The sequence below is a fragment of the Pseudomonas sp. FG1 genome, assembly GCF_034313875.1.
Classification (GTDB): Bacteria; Pseudomonadota; Gammaproteobacteria; order Pseudomonadales; family Pseudomonadaceae; genus Aquipseudomonas; species Aquipseudomonas veronii.
The window spans coordinates 1,482,889-1,501,450 of record NZ_JAVIWP010000001.1 but is presented as its reverse complement, the minus strand read 5'-3'; the positions used below and the strand labels follow the sequence as shown (position 1 = coordinate 1,501,450).

General features: G+C 61.8%; 18 protein-coding genes and 1 pseudogene. 6 read left to right on the top strand and 13 right to left on the bottom strand.

Annotated features, from left to right (window positions below; all coding sequences use genetic code 11):
* From RGV59_RS07040 to RGV59_RS07020, 5 genes are all read left to right on the top strand, one after another.
* Window positions 1–1,116: a methionine ABC transporter ATP-binding protein gene (locus RGV59_RS07040; protein ID WP_126585944.1), complete on the top strand. Its 1,116-nt coding sequence runs from the start codon at window positions 1–3 to the stop codon at window positions 1,114–1,116.
* Window positions 1,106–1,750 carry a methionine ABC transporter permease gene (locus tag RGV59_RS07035; RefSeq protein ID WP_010214125.1) on the top strand — a complete coding sequence of 215 codons (645 nt, stop codon included), beginning with the start codon at window positions 1,106–1,108 and terminating at the stop codon, window positions 1,748–1,750. Before RGV59_RS07040 ends, RGV59_RS07035 begins: the two co-directional genes overlap by 11 nt.
* Window positions 1,751–1,849: 99 nt before the next feature.
* Window positions 1,850–2,047 (top strand): hypothetical protein, encoded by a 198-nt coding sequence (locus tag RGV59_RS07030; RefSeq protein ID WP_126585945.1) that lies wholly within the window; start codon window positions 1,850–1,852, stop codon window positions 2,045–2,047.
* Window positions 2,048–2,241: 194 nt separating this feature from the next.
* Window positions 2,242–2,439: a hypothetical protein gene (locus tag RGV59_RS07025; RefSeq protein WP_126585946.1), complete on the top strand. Its 198-nt coding sequence runs from the start codon at window positions 2,242–2,244 to the stop codon at window positions 2,437–2,439.
* A 630-nt stretch (window positions 2,440–3,069) separates the two neighbouring features.
* Window positions 3,070–3,696, top strand: a complete 627-nt coding sequence (locus RGV59_RS07020) for a class I SAM-dependent methyltransferase (RefSeq protein ID WP_126585947.1) — start codon at window positions 3,070–3,072, stop codon at window positions 3,694–3,696.
* 117 nt (window positions 3,697–3,813) lie between these two features.
* On the opposite strand, the gene RGV59_RS07015 is transcribed toward RGV59_RS07020, so the two are convergent.
* From RGV59_RS07015 to RGV59_RS06980, 8 genes and pseudogenes are all read right to left on the bottom strand, one after another.
* Entirely contained in the window at window positions 3,814–6,879 is a 3,066-nt protein-coding gene (locus RGV59_RS07015) for an efflux RND transporter permease subunit (protein ID WP_126585948.1), read from the bottom strand.
* On the bottom strand, window positions 6,876–7,946 hold the full coding sequence (locus RGV59_RS07010) for an efflux RND transporter periplasmic adaptor subunit (protein WP_126585949.1): 1,071 nt from the start codon (window positions 7,944–7,946) through the stop codon (window positions 6,876–6,878). Before RGV59_RS07010 ends, RGV59_RS07015 begins: the two co-directional genes overlap by 4 nt.
* Window positions 7,943–9,045 (bottom strand): annotated as a pseudogene (locus RGV59_RS07005) (efflux RND transporter periplasmic adaptor subunit). The gene RGV59_RS07010 and the pseudogene RGV59_RS07005 overlap by 4 nt, the downstream one beginning before the upstream one ends.
* Window positions 9,046–9,624: 579 nt before the next feature.
* Window positions 9,625–10,407, bottom strand: a complete 783-nt coding sequence (locus RGV59_RS07000; protein WP_017848601.1) for a MetQ/NlpA family ABC transporter substrate-binding protein — start codon at window positions 10,405–10,407, stop codon at window positions 9,625–9,627.
* 125 nt (window positions 10,408–10,532) lie between these two features.
* On the bottom strand, window positions 10,533–11,459 hold the full coding sequence (locus RGV59_RS06995; protein WP_046488784.1) for a sigma 54-interacting transcriptional regulator: 927 nt from the start codon (window positions 11,457–11,459) through the stop codon (window positions 10,533–10,535).
* Window positions 11,460–11,508: 49 nt separating this feature from the next.
* The gene (locus RGV59_RS06990; protein ID WP_126585951.1) at window positions 11,509–12,090 is read right to left on the bottom strand and encodes an alpha/beta hydrolase; all 582 of its coding nucleotides are present in this window, start codon (window positions 12,088–12,090) and stop codon (window positions 11,509–11,511) included.
* Window positions 12,091–12,319: 229 nt separating this feature from the next.
* Window positions 12,320–12,685 carry a response regulator gene (locus tag RGV59_RS06985; protein ID WP_017848604.1) on the bottom strand — a complete coding sequence of 122 codons (366 nt, stop codon included), beginning with the start codon at window positions 12,683–12,685 and terminating at the stop codon, window positions 12,320–12,322.
* A 29-nt stretch (window positions 12,686–12,714) separates the two neighbouring features.
* Window positions 12,715–13,410 carry a Crp/Fnr family transcriptional regulator gene (locus tag RGV59_RS06980; RefSeq protein WP_126585952.1) on the bottom strand — a complete coding sequence of 232 codons (696 nt, stop codon included), beginning with the start codon at window positions 13,408–13,410 and terminating at the stop codon, window positions 12,715–12,717.
* Between the two features lie 83 nt (window positions 13,411–13,493).
* On the opposite strand from RGV59_RS06980, the gene RGV59_RS06975 reads away from it, so the two are divergent.
* Complete coding sequence (locus RGV59_RS06975) at window positions 13,494–14,021, top strand: DUF962 domain-containing protein (protein WP_126585953.1); 528 nt, start codon at window positions 13,494–13,496, stop codon at window positions 14,019–14,021.
* A gap of 109 nt (window positions 14,022–14,130) precedes the next feature.
* Here RGV59_RS06975 and RGV59_RS06970 read toward each other — a convergent pair whose 3' ends face one another.
* The 5 genes from RGV59_RS06970 to oscA form a co-directional block, all read right to left on the bottom strand.
* Window positions 14,131–15,111 (bottom strand): sulfate/molybdate ABC transporter ATP-binding protein, encoded by a 981-nt coding sequence (locus tag RGV59_RS06970; protein WP_017848607.1) that lies wholly within the window; start codon window positions 15,109–15,111, stop codon window positions 14,131–14,133.
* 3 nt (window positions 15,112–15,114) lie between these two features.
* A complete protein-coding gene (gene cysW / locus RGV59_RS06965) occupies window positions 15,115–15,987 on the bottom strand; it encodes a sulfate ABC transporter permease subunit CysW (RefSeq protein WP_017848608.1) in 873 nt (290 codons plus the stop codon).
* Between the two features lie 13 nt (window positions 15,988–16,000).
* On the bottom strand, window positions 16,001–16,819 hold the full coding sequence (cysT, locus tag RGV59_RS06960; RefSeq protein WP_017848609.1) for a sulfate ABC transporter permease subunit CysT: 819 nt from the start codon (window positions 16,817–16,819) through the stop codon (window positions 16,001–16,003).
* 168 nt (window positions 16,820–16,987) lie between these two features.
* Window positions 16,988–17,998: a sulfate ABC transporter substrate-binding protein gene (locus RGV59_RS06955; RefSeq protein WP_104904136.1), complete on the bottom strand. Its 1,011-nt coding sequence runs from the start codon at window positions 17,996–17,998 to the stop codon at window positions 16,988–16,990.
* A 177-nt stretch (window positions 17,999–18,175) separates the two neighbouring features.
* On the bottom strand, window positions 18,176–18,358 hold the full coding sequence (oscA, locus tag RGV59_RS06950) for a sulfur starvation response protein OscA (RefSeq protein ID WP_010565387.1): 183 nt from the start codon (window positions 18,356–18,358) through the stop codon (window positions 18,176–18,178).
* Window positions 18,359–18,562 lie beyond the last annotated feature (204 nt).

Sequence of the window (18,562 nt, the reverse complement as noted above, 5' to 3'; positions counted from 1 at the left end):
ATGACGGCCGCCAACATCCAACTGCGCGACCTGGGCACACCGTCCAGGAACGCCGAGCAGACTGAACTGCATCCGCACCTCAACCGCGCCCATGTGCGTTTTATCAACCTGGGCAAGACCTATGACGGCACGGTACACGCGCTGCAAGGCATCGACCTGGCCATCCAGCGCGGCGAAGTGTTCGGCATCATCGGCCGCAGCGGCGCCGGCAAGTCGTCGCTGATCCGCACCATCAACCGCCTGGAACAGCCCAGCAGCGGGCGCGTGCTGATCGATCAGGTCGACATCGGCGCGTTCGACGAAGACCGCCTGGTGGCACTGCGGCGGCGCATCGGCATGATCTTCCAGCACTTCAACCTGATGTCGGCCAAGACGGTGTGGCAGAACGTCGAGTTGCCGCTCAAAGTCGCCGGCGTCCCCAAGTTGCAGCGCGAGCAGAAGGTGCGTGAACTGCTGGAGCTGGTGGGCCTGAAGGACAAGCACAAGGCCTACCCGGCGCAACTCTCCGGCGGGCAGAAACAGCGCGTGGGCATCGCCCGTTCGCTGGTCCACGACCCAGAGATTCTGGTGTGCGACGAGGCCACCTCGGCCCTCGACCCGGAGACCACCCAATCGATCCTCGGCCTGCTGCGCGAGATCAACCAACGGCTGGGCCTGACCATCGTGTTGATCACCCATGAGATGGCGGTGATTCGCGAGATCTGCGACCGCGTGGTGGTGCTCGAACACGGGCGCATCGTCGAGCAAGGCCCTGTGTGGGAAGTATTCGGCAACCCGCGGCACGAGGTCAGCCGAACCCTGCTGGCGCCGCTGCAACACGGCCTGTCGGAAGAACTGCAAAGCCGCCTGCAACCCACGCCGGCCTCGGCTGACGCCGCGCTGGTACTGCGCTTGCAGTTCACCGGCAGCGCCACCGATGAACCCGACCTGGCCGCGCTGTTCGGCGCCCTCGGCGGGCGCGTGCGCTTGCTGCAAGGCGGCGTGGAACGGATTCAGGGGCATGCCCTGGGGCAATTGCTGCTGGCGGTGAACGGCTCGCCCCATGACCCCGACACACTGCGCAGCCGCGCCGGGCATTGGGCACAACAGGTGGAGGTGTTGGGTTATGTGGTTTGATCGTTTAGTGCAGGGCGCCATCGACACGCTGTTGATGGTCGGCGTGTCGTCGCTGATCGCGTTGCTGGTGGGGATTCCGCTGGCGGTGTTCCTGGTCACCAGCGACAAGGGCGGCATCTACCAGGCTCCGGCGCTGAACCGGGTGCTGGGGGCGTTCGTCAATCTGTTCCGCTCGATTCCGTTTCTGATCCTGATGGTGGCGCTGATCCCGTTCACCCGGCTGATCGTCGGCACCACCTACGGCGTGTGGGCGGCGGTAGTGCCGCTGACCATCGCCGCGACGCCGTTCTTTGCGCGCATCGCCGAAGTGAGCCTGCGCGAAGTCGACCACGGCTTGATCGAAGCCGCACAAGCCATGGGCTGCCGGCGCTGGCACATCATCTGGCACGTACTGTTGCCCGAAGCGCTACCGGGGATCGTCGGCGGGTTCACCATCACCCTGGTGACCATGATCAACTCCTCGGCCATGGCTGGGGCGATTGGTGCAGGTGGGTTGGGGGATATTGCCTACCGCTATGGTTATCAGCGCTTTGATACGCAGATCATGCTCACAGTGATTGTGCTGCTGGTGCTGCTGGTGGCGGTGATTCAGCTGGGCGGAGACCGCTTGGCGCGGGGGCTGAACAAGCGCTGAGCACTCGTTTGTACCTGTCAAGGTTGACAGTTGTTGGAGGGGGGTTATGCAGGTTTAATCGGCTCGACACCGTTTGCGACGGATCAGGGAGCGAATGCCATGTCCACTGTAACCACCCGCGCCAGGTGCGCGACGCTGGTGTTGGCGCTGGCCGCCGTCACGCTTGGCGATGCAGCGGCAATTCCGCTTCACCGGCGAGATTCAACAACTACCGTTAACGACGCCTTCACGTTCAACAAAGGAGGGATCTTTAACTGGGGTAATAATGTGTTTACACAGAAGCTCCAATACAAATAGACACTGACTGACATGTAGTGTGAGTGGACTTCCACCCTCACCCTTACTCATCACTGTGATTAATTCACAAAGCGCGGGGGCTGAACACGCGCTGAGCACTCGTTTGGACCTGTCAAGGTTGACAGTTGTTGGAGGGGGTTTACGCGGGTTTAATCGGCTCGACACTGTCTGCGACGGATCAGGGAGCGAATGCCATGTCCACTGTAACCACCTGCGCCAGGTGCGCCACGCTGGTGTTGGCGCTGGCCGCCGTCACGCTTGGCGATGCAGCGGCAATTCCGCTTCACGGGCAATATTCAACAACTACCGTTAACAACTCCTTCGCATTCAACAAAGGAACGATCTTTAGCTGGAAAGCTAGCACTTTCTATAGATCGCTTGTCCAATACTGACGTTACTTCAGGGCACGCCTTTACGCGCATGAACCATATCGCCACGGGCCTAGACGGTCACGGCCTGGTAATACAAGCCCCCTCCCACATTTTCAACTGCCCTGCTTCGGTTCGCGAATCTTGTACCAAGCCACATACAGCGTCAGCGGCATGGCGATGATGACCCCGTCAATCATCGCGTAGGCCATCGTTGGGTCGGGATCGGTTGGCGCGCTGAGCACTCGTTTGGACCTGTCAAGGTTGACAGTTGTTGGAGGGGGGTTATGCAGGTTTAATCGGCTCGACACCGTTTGCGACGAATCAAGGAGCGAATACCATGTCTACTATAACCACCTGCGCCAGGTGCGCGACGCTGGTGTTGGCGCTGGCCGCCGTCACGCTTGGCGATGCAGCGGCAACTCCGCTTCACCGGCAAAATTCAACAACTACCGTTAACAACATCCCCCAACCCAAATACAGTTACATCTTGATGACCTCTTTACGGAGTATACAAATCCTATCCAATGAGTCGTACTACTCCGTAAATTTCACTGATTAATTCAAGCGCAGTCATCAAATGAAGAGCCGTCTCAGGGGGCAGTCAACTGGACATGGGATATAGTCAGCACTTCACCTCCAAAGCGCCTCCCCATGAAACTCGCCCCCGACGACCTCAACCAGATCACCGCCACCACCCTCGACCACTACAACAGCGTGGCCGAGGACTTCCGTGAAGGCACCCGCGATCACGATGTGAGCCAGAACATCGACGCGCTGCTGCGGCATATCCAGGGCGCGGCGCCGTTTACCGTGCTGGACTTCGGCTGCGGGCCGGGGCGGGATTTGCAGACCTTTACGCGCATGGGCCACATCGCCGTGGGCCTCGACGGCTCCGAGCGCTTTGCGCAGATGGCGCGCGAAGACAGCGGCTGCGAGGTGCTGCAGCAGGACTTCCTGAAGCTGGACCTACCCAACACACGCTTCGACGGGATCTTTGCCAATGCGGTGCTGTTTCACATTCCCAAGCAGGAACTGCCGCGTGTGCTCAAGCAACTGCATGGCGCGCTGAAACCGGGCGGGGTGTTGTTCAGTTCCAATCCACGCGGTGACAACCGCGAAGGCTGGAATGGGCCGCGATATGGGTCCTATCACGACTTGGAAGCGTGGCAATCGTTGCTGACCGCCGCCGGTTTTGTGGAACTGGAGCACTACTATCGCCCAGCCGGACTACCCCGCGAGCAGCAGCCCTGGTTGGCCAGCGTCTGGCGCAAAACCTGAATAACCGCCTGACAATACATTCCAAATGTGGGAGGGGCTTGCTCCCGATAGCGCTGGGTCAGTCAAAGTTGCGCCAACTGAAGCACCGCTATCGGGAGCAAGCCCCCTCCCACATTTTTAACCGCGTTCTTCCTGATGTTCCGGCTTCGGCTCGCGAATCTTGTACCAGGCCACATACAGCGCCGGCAGGAACAACAGCGTCAGCAGCGTGGCAATGATGATCCCGCCGATCATCGCGTAGGCCATCGGCCCCCAGAACACTTCCCGCGCAATCGGGATCATGCCCAGGCTCGCCGCAGCCGCCGTCAGCAGGATCGGCCGGCGCCGGTGTTCGGTGGCTTGCACCACCGCATCCCACGGCGTGTAGCCGGCCAGTTCATATTCCTCGATTTGCGTCACCAGGATCACCGAGTTGCGGATGATGATGCCGATCAGCGCCAGAATGCCAAGGATCGCCACGAAGCCCATGGGCGTGCCGGTGGGGACCAGCGCCAGCACCACGCCGATCAGCCCCAGCGGCGCGACGCTGGCCACCAGGAACATCTTCTGTACGCTGTGCAGTTGGATCATCAGGAAGGTCGCCATCAAAAACAGCATCAACGGCACCACGCTGGCAATCGGGCCCTGGGCCTTGCTGCTTTCTTCCACGGTGCCGCCGGTGGCGACCTTGTAGCCCACCGGCAGGCCGGCGTTGAACGCATCGATCTCAGGCTTGAGCTGCTTGACCAGATCGGTCGGCTGCATCGCGTCGCGCACCGCCACCTTGAGGGTGATCGTCGGCTTGCGGTCGCGGCGCCACACCAGCGGCTGCTCCAGCTCATAACGCACGGTGGCGAAGGCCAGCAGCGGAATCGAGACGCCGTTGGGCGTGACGATCTGCAGGTTCTGCAAGGTTTCCGGCGTGCCGCGCTCGGCATCTTCGGCGCGGCCGACCACGTCGATCAGGTAGATATCGTCATGCACCTGAGTCACCGACGCGCCGCTGACCACGCTGTTCATCAACTGCGCCACGTCTTCGGAAGACAAGCCCAACTGCCGCGCCTTGTCCTGGGCAATGTCGATGCGCAGGACTTTGCCCGGTTCGTTCCAGTCGTAAATGATCTCGCCCAGGTGGCGGTTCTTGTCCAGCAAGGTCGCCAGTTCGATGGCGTGCTTGCGCACCTGGTCGGTGTCTTTGCCGGAAACGCGGTACTGGATCGGCCGCCCCACCGGCGGGCCCATCTCCAGCGGCTGCACAAAGCTGCCGACGCCGACGAAATCCTCACGCAGGCGTTTTTGCAGGCGCGCGATCAACTCGCCGCGCGCCTTCAGGCCCTTGCTGACGATCACCAACTGCGCGTAGTAGGGGTTTTCCAGTTGTTGGTCGAGGGGCAGGTAGAAACGGATCGCGCCCTGGCCGATGTAAGTGCTCCAGCGCTCGATATCCGGGTCGTCCTTGATGATCGCTTCGAGGCGGTCGACGGCTTTGCGGGTTTCGTTGATCGAGGCGTTTTGCGGCAGGTTGAGGTCGACGAGGATCTCCGGGCGGTCCGACGACGGGAAGAACTGGTTCTGCACAAACTGCATGGAAAACACCGACGCCGCGAACAGCGCCACGGTGATGCCGATGGCCCACCAGCGGTTGCGCATCGCCCACAGCATGCCGCCATTGAAAGCGCGGCCGATGCGCCCCGGTTCGGCACTGTGGGGTTTCACGTTGGCGCTGAGGATATGCACACCGATCACCGGCGCAAACAGCACCGCCACCACCCACGACACCAGCATCGCAACGGCAATCACCGCGAACAGGGTGAAGGTGTACTCGCCCGCCGAACTGGCGTTGAGGCCGATCGGCACAAACCCGGCCACGGTCACCAGGGTGCCGGTGAGCATCGGGAACGCGGTGGAGGTGTAGGCGTAGGTCGCCGCCTGCGCCTTGGTTTCGCCTTTTTCCAGGCGCGTGATCATCATCTCCACGGTGATCATCGCGTCGTCCACCAGCAAACCGAGCGCGATGATCAGCGCCCCCAGGGACACGCGCTGCATGGTGATGCCGCTGTATTCCATGAACACGAACACCAGCGCCAGCACCAGCGGGATCGAGCACGCCACCACCAGCCCCGCACGCAAGCCGAGGCTGATAAAGCTCACCACCAGCACGATCACCACCGCTTCGAACAGCGCGCTGGTGAAGCCGCCGACGGCCTCTTGCACCACTTCCGCCTGGTCGGAGACCTTGTAGACGCCGACACCCACCGGCAGGTCGGCGGTCAGTTCGTCCATGCGCGTGTGCAGGGCCTCGCCGAACGACTGGATATTGCCGCCCTTCTGCATCGCGATCGCCAAACCGATCGCCGGCTTGCCGTTGAAACGGAACATTGGCGTCGCCGGGTCAACGTAGCCGCGGCTGATGTCGGCGACGTCCGCCAGGCGATAGAAGCGGTCGTTGAGACGCAGGTTGACGTTGGCCAGGTCTTTTTCCGAGGCGAACTGCCCGGACGTCCGCACGGAAATGCGCTCCGGCCCGGCTTCGATCACCCCGGCCGGGGTCACTGCGTTCTGCGCCTGCAGGCTCTGCACCACCTGGCGTTGGTCGATCCCCAGGGCCGCGAGTTTGCGCGTGGAGAAATTCAGGTAAATCACTTCGTCCTGCTGGCCGATCAGCTCGACCTTGCCCAGGCCCGGCACCGCACGGATCTCGGCGCGCGCCTGCTCCACGTAGTCGCGCAGCTGGCGCATCGACAGGCCGTCGCTGGTAAAGGCGTACACCGAGCCGAACACGTCACCGAACTCATCGTTGAACGACGGCCCCTGCAAGCCCTGGGGGAAGCTGCCGCGAATATCGTCGATCTTCTTGCGCACCTGGTACCAGATCTCGGGGATCGCCTTGGCGCTGGTGGTGTCCTTGAGGTACACAAACACCGTGGACTCACCAGGCCGGGTGTAACTGTCCACGTAGTCGAGGGCGTCGAGTTCTTCGAGTTTTTTCTCGATGCGGTCGGTCACCTGTTTGAGCGTTTCTTCCTGGGTCGCGCCCGGCCAGCGGGTCTGGATCACCATGGTTTTGATGGTGAACGAAGGGTCTTCCTCGCGGCCCAGGTTCTTGTAGGAAAACACGCCCATCAGCAGCGCGACGAACATCAGGTACCAGATGAAGGACTGATGCTTGAGGGCCCATTCGGATAAGTTGAAGCTCCCTTTCATCGCGGGCTGTCCTCGTCGATCTTGACTGTTTGCCCCGGTTGCAGGCTGTTCACACCGGCGACGATGATGCGCTCACCGGGCTTGACCCCGCCGCTGAGCACAACGCTGTCGGCGTCACGACTGAGCACCGTGACTTCACGCGGCTGCACGGTCCGGCTTTGGGTGTCCAGCAGCCAGATCCGCGTTTTGCCGTCGATTTGCTGCAAGGCGCTCAACGGCAGTTCGATACGCTGTGGGATGGCCGAGCTCAAGGTCACGCTGATCGCCGTACCCAGCAGAAAGGCCGCCGGCGTGTCGGCCAGGGTCAGGCGCGCGCGACGGGTGCGCGTGGCGCTCTGGGCCTGGGGCTCGATTTCGCGCACGGTGGCAGTGGTGTTCACGCTGGGGTCGAGTTGCCCGGCGACGAGGAACACCACATCGGGCGGCAGGCGCTCGGCGAGGCCGGCGGGCAGGTCGATCACCGCCTCCTTGATGTCCGGGCGCGCCAGGGTCACCACTTGCTGGCCCGCGCTGACCACCTGGCCGGCCTCGGCGTTCCAGGCGGTAACGATGCCGCCATGGTCGGTACGCAGTCGGGTGTAGTTGAGCTGGTCCTTGGCCTGGTTGACCGAGGCCTGCGCCTGGTCGAGGCTGGCCTGGGTGGTTTTCAGGTCGGTCTGGGCTGCGTCCAACTGGGCCTGGGCGCCGACGCCACGGTTGAACAACGCCTGCTGGCGACGGGCGCTGGCCTGGGCGTTGATGAACTGCGCCTGCACGCGGGCGAGGTCGCCTTGCACCGCGCGCAGTTGGTTCTGCTGGTCGGTGGGGTCGAGTACGGCAAGTACCGCGCCCTTCTCCACCTCGGCGCCGACATCCACAGTGCGGTGGGCGATGCGCCCGGGCACGCGGAATCCCAGGTTGCTTTCGTAGCGCGCCTGGATGGTGCCGGCGAAACGGCCGAGGGTTTCCTGGTCTTCGGCTTTCACTTCCATGGACAACACCGGGCGCACGGGGTCGGGTGGCGGGTCGTTCTTGGAGCAGGCCAGCAGCAACAGGCTGGCGGCGAGCAGGCCGGTCAGGCGCATCATGGTTGCACTCCTTGGGCCTGGGCCGAGTCGGGCGGCTGGGCGATTTCGACGCGCATGCTGGGGTGCAGCAATTGCCCGCCGGCCACCACGACTTTTTCACCGCCCTGCAGACCGTCACTGATGATCACCTTGCCGGTGAGGTAACGCGCCACACTGACCTTGCGCAGCTGCGCCAGGCCGTCGCCATCCACCAGCCACACGGCGGGGGCGCTGAGGTCTTTGGTCAGCGCCGACCATGGCAGCTCGATGCTGGGCTTGGCCGGACCGTTGGCGGTAGCGCTGACCACCGAGCCCAGATGCATGCCCGCGGGCAGGGCCTCCAGAGCGATTTTGACTTGCACCGTGCCGGTATTGGCAGCGACGGCCGGGGTAACTTCGCGGACGTGGCCCTGGACCTTGATACTGGGGTTATCCAACAGGCTCACCGTGATCGGCGCATCGGCCGGCGGCTCCACCAGCAACGACTCGTACACGTCGAATACCGCGTCGCGCTCGCCCTCGCGGGCCAGGCTGAAGATCGGCACGGTGGCCTGCACCACCTGGCCCACTTCAGCCTGGCGCGCAGTAATCACCCCGGGGGCCTCGGCGAACAGCGCGGTGTAGCCCAGTTGCTCGCGGGCATTGGCCAGTTGCGCCTGGGCGGCGGCCAGGGCGCTTTGGCTGCTGCGCAACGCGGCCTGGGCGGTGTCGTATTCACTGCGGCTGGTGTAGCCCTTGGGCAGGAGTTTTTCCTGGCGCACGAACGCGGCAGCGGTCTGCTTGACCCGCGCCTGCTCGGCCACGACCTGGGCCTGGGCGGAGTCGACACTGCTCTGCAAGTCCTTGGGGTCGAGCTTGGCCAGCACTTGCTTGGCGCTGACATGGTCGCCCACATCGACCATGCGCTGAATGATCTTGCCCCCACGCGAAAGGACAGATCGGTTTGCACCCGCGCCTGGATATCGCCGGTCAGCGTGACGGCCACTGCGTAGTCAGTCGGCTGCACGGTCTGCACGAACACCCGCGCATGCTGCTTGGGCTCGGCTTTTTCCTGGCCGCAGCCGCTCAGCAGCGCCAACAGGCCAAGTGCGAAAATAACTGTCGAAGGGTGACCGCCCATGCAGGCTCCTTTACGTGATGCCAACTTGCCGGAGTGTAGGCGACTACGACCTTTTAGCAGGGTTCCATGTGCATGGATGGCGCCCAGCGCCAATGGTTCCGAAGCCAAACGAATGCCCACGCTCAAGACGCCGGGTAGCCCGGCCTTTATTGGCATAAACCGTCCATTTTTGATACCGAAATATCACATTGATATCGCCCAACACGATAGCTGCCAGATTCGCGGGGTTGGCCAATGACGGCTATGGTTGTGGGGTCTGTGATTCGAGGGAATGAACAATGAACGAAGCGAAACCGATTGATCCGCAGGAGCTGGTGAAATGGTTGGTGGCATTGCGCAGGGCGATCAACGCCCGAGTGCGGTGAAACGCTGAAAATCCACGGTGAGATAAAAATCAAATGTGGGAGGGGGCTTGCCCCCGATAGCGGTATGACAGTCACCGATGCATTGACTGAACCACTGCTATCGGGGGCAAGCCCCCTCCCACAATTTTGAGCGCATTCCAAATTCCAACCATAAAAAAACGCCGACGCTATGCAAGCCGTCGGCGTTTAAACCTTGAAAGGTTTTACCGCTCGATCAGAACGCCGGCACAACCGCGCCGTTGTATTTCTTCTCGATGAACGCTTTGACTTCCGGGCTGGTCAGGGCCTTGGCCAGTTTCTGGATAGCAGCGCTGTCCTTGTTGTCCGGGCGCGCCACCAGGAAGTTCACATACGGCGATTTGGCGTCTTCGATGATCAACGCGTCCCTGGCCGGGTTGAGGCCAGCTTCCAGGGCGTAGTTGGTGTTGATCATGTCCAGGTCAACCTGGTCCAGCACGCGTGGCAACAGGGCTGATTCCAGCTCTTTGAACTTCAGGTTTTTCGGGTTGCTGGCAATGTCTTTTGGCGTCGCCAGCGCATTGGTCGGGTCTTTCAGGGTGATCACACCGGCCTTCTGCAGCAGCAACAGGGCACGGCCGCTGTTGGAGCCTTCGTTCGGAATGGCCACGGTGGCGCCATCTTTGAGCTCAGAAATGTTTTTGATTTTCTTCGAGTAACCGCCGAAGGGTTCAACGTGTACGCCCACTACGGTGACCAGGTTGGTGCCTTTACCTTTGTTGAAGTTTTCCAGGTACGGCAGGGTCTGGAAGTAGTTGGCGTCCAGACGCTTCTCGGCCACCTGCACGTTGGGCTGTACGTAGTCGGTGAAGACTTTGATTTCCAGATCCACGCCTTCTTTGGCGAGGGTCGGCTTGACCAGCTCGAGGATCTCGGCGTGTGGGACCGGGGTAGCGGCCACTATCAGCTTTTCGTTGGCCTGGGCGAAGCCCGCAGTCAGGGCAGCCGCCAGTGCGGTAAACAACAGAACCTTTTTCATGAGTGTCCTTAACGACATTCCGGGGCGTCTCTGACGACCGTATTGGGGTGGAGTGCCAGCGAAGTGCTATCGCGGCGTGAGAGTGACAATACCTAGATTTTTTATTCCCGAACAATACCTTTTATTCAGGTTGATATTCCATTTTGTTCATGTAGGAATTTGCGCAAGGTTTCCCGTTCGGCCGCACTGGCGCTTTCGAATATCCGCTGCACCTGCTCCAGCGGCGAACCGGCGGTCGGCAGGTTCAAATGCTCCGGCAAGATTTCGTCGCCGCTGCTGACCAGCAAGGCAAAGTGGATGACGTTCTCCAGTTCGCGGGTATTGCCCGGCCAGCTGTGGTGTTCCAGCACGCGCTGGGCCGCGTCGCTGATCAGCGGCACCGGCAGGTCCAGGCGCTGGCTGTAGATGCCGAGGAAGTATTCGGCCAGGGACAGGATGTCGCCGACCCGCTCGCGCAAGGCCGGCAGGTCCAACCGGCCTTCGCTGAGGTAGTGGAACAGGCGCTCATTGAACTTGCCTGCGGCCACGGCCTGGGCCAGGTCGATGCTGGTCGCCGCCACCAGGCGCACGTCCACCGGGCTTGGTTGATGCGCGCCGACGCGGGTGACCTCGTGGTTTTCCAGGGCGGCGAGCAATTTGACCTGGATCGGCAACGGCAAGTCGCCGATCTCATCCAGGTACAAGGTGCCGCCGTTGGCCGAGCCGAACCAGCCGGCCCGGCTGCTCGCCGCGCCACTGTGGGCACCGGCGGCGTAGCCGAACAGCTCGGCATCGGCGTAGGTCGGGCTGATCGCGCCGCAATTGACCGAGACAAACAGCCCGGCGCGGTCGCTGCCCCGATGGATATGCCGCGCCAGCAACTCCTTGCCGCTGCCGGTCTCGCCACGGATCAACACCGGCAAGGCGCGGGGCGCGAGGTGTTCCAGCGCTTCGCGCAGTTGCCGCGAACGCGGGTCGACGAACACCAGTGCCTTGGCGCGGATGCTCAGCGGGCTTTTTTCGGCGTCGGGGAAGGTCAGCAGCGGCTGACCGAAGGTTTCATGCAGACTCATGGCAGGCTCCCGCCCCCAATCCGCTCAGGGACGGGGCGTTGAAAAAGGTTCAGGCCGTGCGCCGGGCGTGATGCTCCAGGCGGCTTTGCAGGCGATAGAGATACGCGAAACCCTGCTCCCAGCGCTGGTGGCCGGACTTCACATTGATATGCCCGGCACCGGACAAAATGCCGGCTTCAGCACCCCAGTCGCGCGCCAGCTCCATGGCCCTGGGGGCGCTGACGGCACTGTCGTTGTCGGAGCTGACCACCTGGCTGGGAAACGGCAGCAGGTCGCGTGGAATCGGCGCGAAGTTACGCAGCGCGGGGGCACAGGCCGGGCGTTCGACATCCGCCGGCGCCACCAGCAACGCCCCGCGCACCTGCCGCAAAAACTGCAGCGGGGCAGTGGCAGCCCAGTGGGCCACGGTGATGCAGCCCAGGCTATGGGCGATCAGAATCACTGGCGTGCTGTCGGCGGCGATCGCCTCGGCCAGCGCGACCACCCAGTCTTCGCGACGCGGCGTCAGCCAATCGGCCTGCTCCACCCGGGCGCTGTTGGGCAGGCTGTTCTGCCAATGCGTTTGCCAATGATCTTCTGGCGATCCTTGCCAGCCCGGCACGATCAGGTAACGAATCGATTCGCTGTGCATGGGTGTGCCCTCCTGCAGCGTTTAACGTTGCTGGACAGTATAGGGACGGGGTTTATATTCGTTAAGGAATAAGAAGCTATTTATTAATAACTAAAAAATCAAACTATGGGAGGGGTGGTGTATCAGCTAGCGCATTCATCAATTGATCCACCGTCATCGGGGGCAAGCTCCCTCCCACATTTAACAGCCGGGCTTGCCCGCGATCGCGAGAGCCCAGGCCACACATCTATCAGCGCCCGCGATCGCGACGCAGTAGTTTTTTCACGCGCATGACCAGCGCCTTGTCTTCAAACGGCTTGAGTAAATAATCATCTTCATGCAATTCCAAGTCGCGCAGACGGTCTTCGATCCCACCCGGGCTGGTCAGAAACAATACCGGCGTCTCGCCTTTGTGCCGAATCGCCTGCTGCAACTTCCAGGCGTTCTGCCCGGGCAGCATCACGTCCAGAATCACCAGGTCGTACTCGTTGCCCTCGACAAGCCGCTGGGCGGCCATGCCGTTGGCCGCGACTTCCACGGAATAACCGGCCTCGTTCAAACCCTGGGCCATCCGCTGTGCTTCTTCGGATTCATGTTCCACTAACAGCACGCGCATAACACACCTCGATTGATCAGACCTGCAGGCTAACACCCTGAGGTGTGCGCCGCCTCACGCAGGCGCCGTGCATCGAGGATTTCGATCTCGCCATAGCCCAGGCGCACGATGCCCTGGGCTTGCAGGTCCTTGAGCAAGGCGTTGGTGGTCTGGCGCGACAGGCTCAACATCGCCGCCAGGTCTTCCTGGGGTAACTGCAGCCGGCGTTTTGAGGGTTCGATGTCGCCGTACCCTTCAATGATCATCAACAAACGATGGGCCAGCCGCACCGAGGCGGGCATCAGGCTGAGCTGTTCGAGGCCGATGAAACTCAGGCGCAACTTTTGGCTCATCAGCAAGGCCAAGTCGCGCCAGTACTGCGGGGTTTCATCGAGAATGTCGAGCAATGCCTGCTGGGGCACCTGCAACAGCCTGCACGGCCCGACCGCACAGGCGTCGTGGGTGCGCGGCAGGCCATCGAACAGGCAGATTTCACCGAACCAGTAGGGCGACTCCACCAGGCTGAGCAGCGCTTCCTTGCCCTGCTCGTTCACCGCGCTGATCCGCAAACTGCCGTCGAGCACCGCATACAAGCCGCAGGGTGGGTCACCGCGCTTGAACAGGTATTGCCCCGCCGTCAGCAGCCGCAGCCGCGCGTGGGCCAGCAGACTATGCTGAAAAGCGCCGGGCAAGTGGCTGAACCAGTGCCCGGCAGCCAGCCGGGGTCGCCATTGCTCTGCGTTCATGAGAACTCCGAAGATTGTCGCCCAACTGACAGTTAGGCGAAGGCTGACAGGGCATGATCAAACATCCTACAGGAGGAATAACAATGAAAAGCCTCGTCGACCACCTCAGTCAATACGCCGCCTACCACCGCGACCCGCGCAATATCGCCAGCCACTTTATCGGCATCCCGCTGATCGTGGTCGCCGTCGCCGCGTTGCTTTCACGCCCGGAGTGGCCGCTGGCCGGGCTCTGGCTGTCGCCGGCACTGATCGTCGCGCTGCTTGCGGCGTGGTTCTACCTGCGCCTGGAACTCGCGCTGGGCGTGCTGATGAGCGTGTTGATGGGCTTGTCGGTGTGGGCCGGGCATGTACTGGCGGCGCAAAGCACGCCGGTCTGGCTCAGCGGCGGTATCGGTATGTTCGTGGTGGGTTGGGTGATTCAGTTTGTCGGGCATTACTACGAAGGCAAGAAGCCGGCGTTTGTGGATGATGTGTCGGGGCTGATCGTCGGGCCGTTGTTTGTGGTGGCGGAGTTGGCGTTTTTGCTGGGGTTGCGGCATGAGCTCAAAGAGCAGATTGAACACCGCTCCGGGCCAGTCGCTCGCCGCGATCTAAAGCCGAGAGAAGTCTGAATGTGGGAGGGGGCTTGCTCCCGATAGCGGTGGGTCAGTCAATATCTTCAGTGACTGATCCACCGCCATCGGGGGCAAGCCCCCTCCCACATTGGGTGTTGTAGTGTACTTAGGCTTTTTGCCAGACCTTGGGTTTGAAGAACAAGGTCTCGCCTCGTGCCAGGCCGATCAGGCTGTCGTGGTCTTTCACCACTTCGGCTTCGATCAGTTCGCTCTGGCCTTCGACTTTCAAGGTCACCCGCGTGGTCGCCCCCAGCGGCCGGATATCGCGCACTTCGGCGGCATGGTGGTCTTCCAGTTCATGGCGCGACAGCGACACTTCGTGGGGGCGGAACAGCACGTGTTGGTCGCCCCCCAGGTGCAGGCGGTTGGAGTCGCCGAGGAAGTGGTAGACGAAATCGCTGGCCGGGTTTTCGTAGACGTCGCCCGGTGAGCCGATCTGCTCGATCACGCCCTTGTTCATCACCACGATACGGTCGGCGACTTCCATCGCCTCTTCCTGGTCGTGGGTCACGAACACCGAGGTCAGGTTGATATCTTCGTGCAGGCGCGCCAGCCAGCGGCGCAGCTCTTTGCGCACCTTGGCGTCGAGGGCGCCGAAGGGTTCGTCGAGCAGCAGCACTTTGGGCTCCACCGCCAGGGCGCGGGCCAGGGCGATGCGCTGGCGTTGGCCACCGGAGAGTTGTTCCGGGTAGCGGTCGGACAGCCAGTCCAGTTGCACCATGTTCAACAGTTCGTGGACTTTGACCGCGATCTGGCTTTCGTTCGGGCGCTGGTTCTTCGGCTTCATGCGCAGGCCGAAGGCGACGTTATCGAACACGGTCATGTGGCGGAACAGCGCGTAGTGCTGGAACACAAACCCGACGTTGCGATCACGCACGTCGTGGCCGGAGACGTCTTCACCGTGGAACACGATGCTGCCGGTATCCGGGGTTTCGAGACCGGCGATGATGCGCAGCAAGGTGGTCTTGCCGCAGCCGGAGGGCCCCAGCAACGCCACCAGCTCGCCACTCTGGATGTCCAGGTTGATGCTGTTCAGGGCCTTGAAGGCGTTGAAGTTCTTGCTGACATTACGGACTTCGATGGACATGGATTATTCCTCAGCCGCAGCTGCGCGCAGGCGGTTGATACGGTTCTCGCTCCACTGCTTGAGCAGCAGGATGAAGAGCGCCAGGATCAGCAACAGACTCGCCACCGCAAACGCGGCGACGTGGTTGTATTCGTTGTAGAGAATCTCGACGTGCAGCGGCAAGGTGTTGGTCACGCCGCGAATGTGGCCGGACACCACCGACACCGCGCCGAACTCACCCATCGCCCGCGCGGTACACAGCACCACGCCGTAGATCAGGCCCCATTTGATATTCGGCACGGTGACATGCCAGAACATCTGCCAGCCATTGGCGCCAAGCAGCCGCGCGGCTTCTTCTTCCTGGGTGCCTTGTTCCTGCATCAGCGGGATCAGCTCCCGGGCCACGAACGGCACGGTGACGAAGATGGTCGCCAGCACGATGCCCGGCAAGGCGAACACGATCTGGATGTCATGCGCCTGCAGCCACGGCCCAAAGAAGCCCTGGGCGCCGAACATCAGCACATAGACCAGGCCCGCGATCACCGGCGACACCGAGAACGGCAGGTCGATCAGCGTCACCAGGATGCTCTTGCCACGGAACGAGTACTTGCTCACGCACCATGCGGCGCTGACGCCGAACACCACGTTGAGCGGCACCGAGATCAGCACGGCGACCACCGTGAGCTTGAGCGCCGACAGCGCATCGGGCTCGAGGATCGCGGTGAAGAACGCGCCGAGGCCATTCTTCAAGCCCTGGGACACCACGATAAACAGCGGCAGCACCAGGAACAGGAAGAACACCAGCCAGCCCAGGCTGATCAGGATGCGCCGCGACAACGCACTGCCACGCCGGGCAGCGTTGGCCGAGGACGCGGCGGAGATAGACGATTGGGACATGTTCCGCGCCTCCTTATGGGTGTTCGATGCGCCGCTGCAGCAAATTGATCAGCAGCAGCAACACGAAGGAAACCACCAGCATCAGCACACCGATGGAGGTGGCGCCGTGGTAGTCGTACTGGTCGAGCTTGACCATGATCAGCAGCGGCAGGATCTCGGTCTTCATCGGCATGTTGCCGGCGATGAAGATCACCGAACCGTACTCACCGACGCCACGGGCAAACGCCAGGGCGAAGCCGGTCAGCCAGGCAGGCAGCAACGCGGGCACGAGGATGTAGCGAAACACCTGCAACGGCTTGGCGCCCAGGCAGGCGGCGGCTTCTTCGATTTCCCGGGGGATATCGGCGAGGACCGGCTGCACCGTGCGGACCACGAACGGCAACGTGACGAAGGTCAGCGCCAGGGTGATGCCCAAGGGGCTGTAGGCGATCTTGAAGCCCAGGTCGGCGGCGAACTGGCCGACCAGGCCGGTCGGGGTGTACAGCGCGGTCAGCGCGATACCGGCGACAGCGGTGGGCAGGGCGAACGGCAGGTCGATCATCGCATCGATGATCTTGCGCCCGGGGAAGGTGTAGCGCACCAGCACCCAGGCCAGCAGCGTGCCGATCAGGCCATTGATCAGCGCGGCGTACAGCGCGGTGCTGAAGCTCAACTTCAATGCCGCCAGCACACGCGGTGCGGTGATGATGTTCCAGAACTGATCCCAGGTAAGTTGAGCGGCGTGTACAAACATCGCCGCGAGGGGGATGAGTACGATCAGGCTGAGGTACACCACGGTGTAGCCCAGCGTCAGCCCGAAGCCGGGTATGACGGGGGAAATACGACGCGACATAAAAGTCCTTGGTTAGCAGGTCTGACACACAAAACCCGCAGGTGAATGCGTGCTCTGTAGGAGCGGGCTTACCCGCGAAAAACGTCAACGATAACGCGCACATTCTGGGTGCACGCGGTGCCTGGACCTTCTTCGCGAGCAAGCTCGCTCCTACAGAGGGCGGTGTTTTTATTGCGCCGAGTAGATCTGGTCGAACACGCCACCGTCGTTAAAGAATTTCGGCTGCGCAGTTTTCCAGCCGCCGAAGTCTTTGTCGATAGTCACCAAATCCAGCTTCGGGAACTGCTGGGCGTATTTGGCGGCGATTTTCTCATCGCGTGGGCGGTAGAAGTTCTTCGCCGCAATCTCCTGGCCAGCCGGGCTGTACAGGTGCTTGAGGTACTCGGTAGCGATCTCGGTGTTGCCCTTTTTCTCAGCGTTCTTGTCGACCACGGCCACAGGCGGCTCGGCGAGGATCGACAGGGACGGTACGACGATGTCGAACTTGTCGGCGCCGCCGTTTTCTTTCAATGCCAGGAACGCCTCGTTTTCCCAGGCCAGCAACACGTCACCCTGACCGTTGTTGACGAAGGTGATGGTCGAACCGCGCGCCCCGGTGTCGAGGACCGGTACGTGCTTGAACAGCTCTTTGACGTATTCCTGCGCCTTGGCTTCACTGCCACCGGCTTTCAGGCCATAGGCCCAGGCGGCGAGGAAGTTCCAGCGCGCACCGCCGGAGGTTTTCGGGTTCGGGGTGATGACCGACACGTCTTTCTTGATCAGGTCGCCCCAGTCCTTGATGCCTTTGGGGTTGCCCTTGCGCACCAGGAACACGATGGTCGAGGTGTACGGGGTGCTCGCATCCGGCAGGCGGGTCTGCCAGTTTTCCGGCAGGGTCTTGCCCAACTTGGCGATTTCGTCGATATCACCGGCCAGGGCCAGGGTCACGACGTCGGCACGTAGGCCGTCGATCACCGCACGGCCCTGTTTGCCCGAGCCGCCGTGGGATTGCTGGATCTTGACGCTGTCGCCGGGGTGGGACTGTTTCCAGTAGCTGGTGAACTCAGCGTTGTAGTCCTGGTACAGCTCACGGGTCGGGTCATACGAGACGTTGAGCAACTCGTAGTCCTTGGCAACTGCAGACCCGGCAAACACGGCGCTGGCCAAGGCAGCCAGGGCGTAACGGCGAATCGACGACATAGAAAGCTCCTGAAATTCCGGGGTGTTGGCTGACGACTGTAGGAGCGAGCTTGCTCGCGAAAAACGTCAACGATAACGCTGCACATCAGGTGCAACGCGTTGCCTTCAAGCTTTTCGCGAGCAAGCTCGCGCCTACAGGGGCATTTCTTATAGTGATGGGTCTATCGCCGCTCTTGCTCAGGCCGGTTTGTTACCCGGGTTCTGCAGGCGGAATTTTTCTTTGCGTTCGATCTGTACTACTTGAGCGTTGTGTACAGTGATTTCCACCGCGCCAAAGCGCAGATCGCGCAACGCGCTCTGGATCTCACGCAAAATGGCTGCTTCGTCCTGGCCGTCGACGCTACGTAGAGATGCGCTCATGGTCTCGCTCCTGAAATGAAGAGTGCCGCGCAGTGGCGGCACTGCTTGCGGCGTGAGGGCGATAGTAGATAAGCGCGGATATTCTTAAAAATACTATTTAAGAATGTTTATATAACCAGAAAGAATTTTCTGGCCGGACGTGGGGTTACGACGGCGTTTTGTGACCAAGTGCCAAAATCGAGCCTGGCGAATATCCAATTGTGG

Bases quoted from the DNA above. Each gene is read 5' to 3' on its own strand.
- RGV59_RS07040 (WP_126585944.1), top strand. From the start codon at position 1: ATGACGGCCGCCAACATCCAACTGCGCGACCTGGGCACACCGTCCAGG.
- RGV59_RS07035 (WP_010214125.1), top strand. From the start codon at position 1,106: ATGTGGTTTGATCGTTTAGTGCAGGGCGCCATCGACACGCTGTTGATG.
- RGV59_RS07030 (WP_126585945.1), top strand. From the start codon at position 1,850: ATGTCCACTGTAACCACCCGCGCCAGGTGCGCGACGCTGGTGTTGGCG.
- RGV59_RS07025 (WP_126585946.1), top strand. From the start codon at position 2,242: ATGTCCACTGTAACCACCTGCGCCAGGTGCGCCACGCTGGTGTTGGCG.
- RGV59_RS07020 (WP_126585947.1), top strand. From the start codon at position 3,070: ATGAAACTCGCCCCCGACGACCTCAACCAGATCACCGCCACCACCCTC.
- RGV59_RS07015 (WP_126585948.1), bottom strand. From the start codon at position 6,879: ATGAAAGGGAGCTTCAACTTATCCGAATGGGCCCTCAAGCATCAGTCC.
- RGV59_RS07010 (WP_126585949.1), bottom strand. From the start codon at position 7,946: ATGATGCGCCTGACCGGCCTGCTCGCCGCCAGCCTGTTGCTGCTGGCC.
- RGV59_RS07000 (WP_017848601.1), bottom strand. From the start codon at position 10,407: ATGAAAAAGGTTCTGTTGTTTACCGCACTGGCGGCTGCCCTGACTGCG.
- RGV59_RS06995 (WP_046488784.1), bottom strand. From the start codon at position 11,459: ATGAGTCTGCATGAAACCTTCGGTCAGCCGCTGCTGACCTTCCCCGAC.
- RGV59_RS06990 (WP_126585951.1), bottom strand. From the start codon at position 12,090: ATGCACAGCGAATCGATTCGTTACCTGATCGTGCCGGGCTGGCAAGGA.
- RGV59_RS06985 (WP_017848604.1), bottom strand. From the start codon at position 12,685: ATGCGCGTGCTGTTAGTGGAACATGAATCCGAAGAAGCACAGCGGATG.
- RGV59_RS06980 (WP_126585952.1), bottom strand. From the start codon at position 13,410: ATGAACGCAGAGCAATGGCGACCCCGGCTGGCTGCCGGGCACTGGTTC.
- RGV59_RS06975 (WP_126585953.1), top strand. From the start codon at position 13,494: ATGAAAAGCCTCGTCGACCACCTCAGTCAATACGCCGCCTACCACCGC.
- RGV59_RS06970 (WP_017848607.1), bottom strand. From the start codon at position 15,111: ATGTCCATCGAAGTCCGTAATGTCAGCAAGAACTTCAACGCCTTCAAG.
- cysW (WP_017848608.1), bottom strand. From the start codon at position 15,987: ATGTCCCAATCGTCTATCTCCGCCGCGTCCTCGGCCAACGCTGCCCGG.
- cysT (WP_017848609.1), bottom strand. From the start codon at position 16,819: ATGTCGCGTCGTATTTCCCCCGTCATACCCGGCTTCGGGCTGACGCTG.
- RGV59_RS06955 (WP_104904136.1), bottom strand. From the start codon at position 17,998: ATGTCGTCGATTCGCCGTTACGCCCTGGCTGCCTTGGCCAGCGCCGTG.
- oscA (WP_010565387.1), bottom strand. From the start codon at position 18,358: ATGAGCGCATCTCTACGTAGCGTCGACGGCCAGGACGAAGCAGCCATT.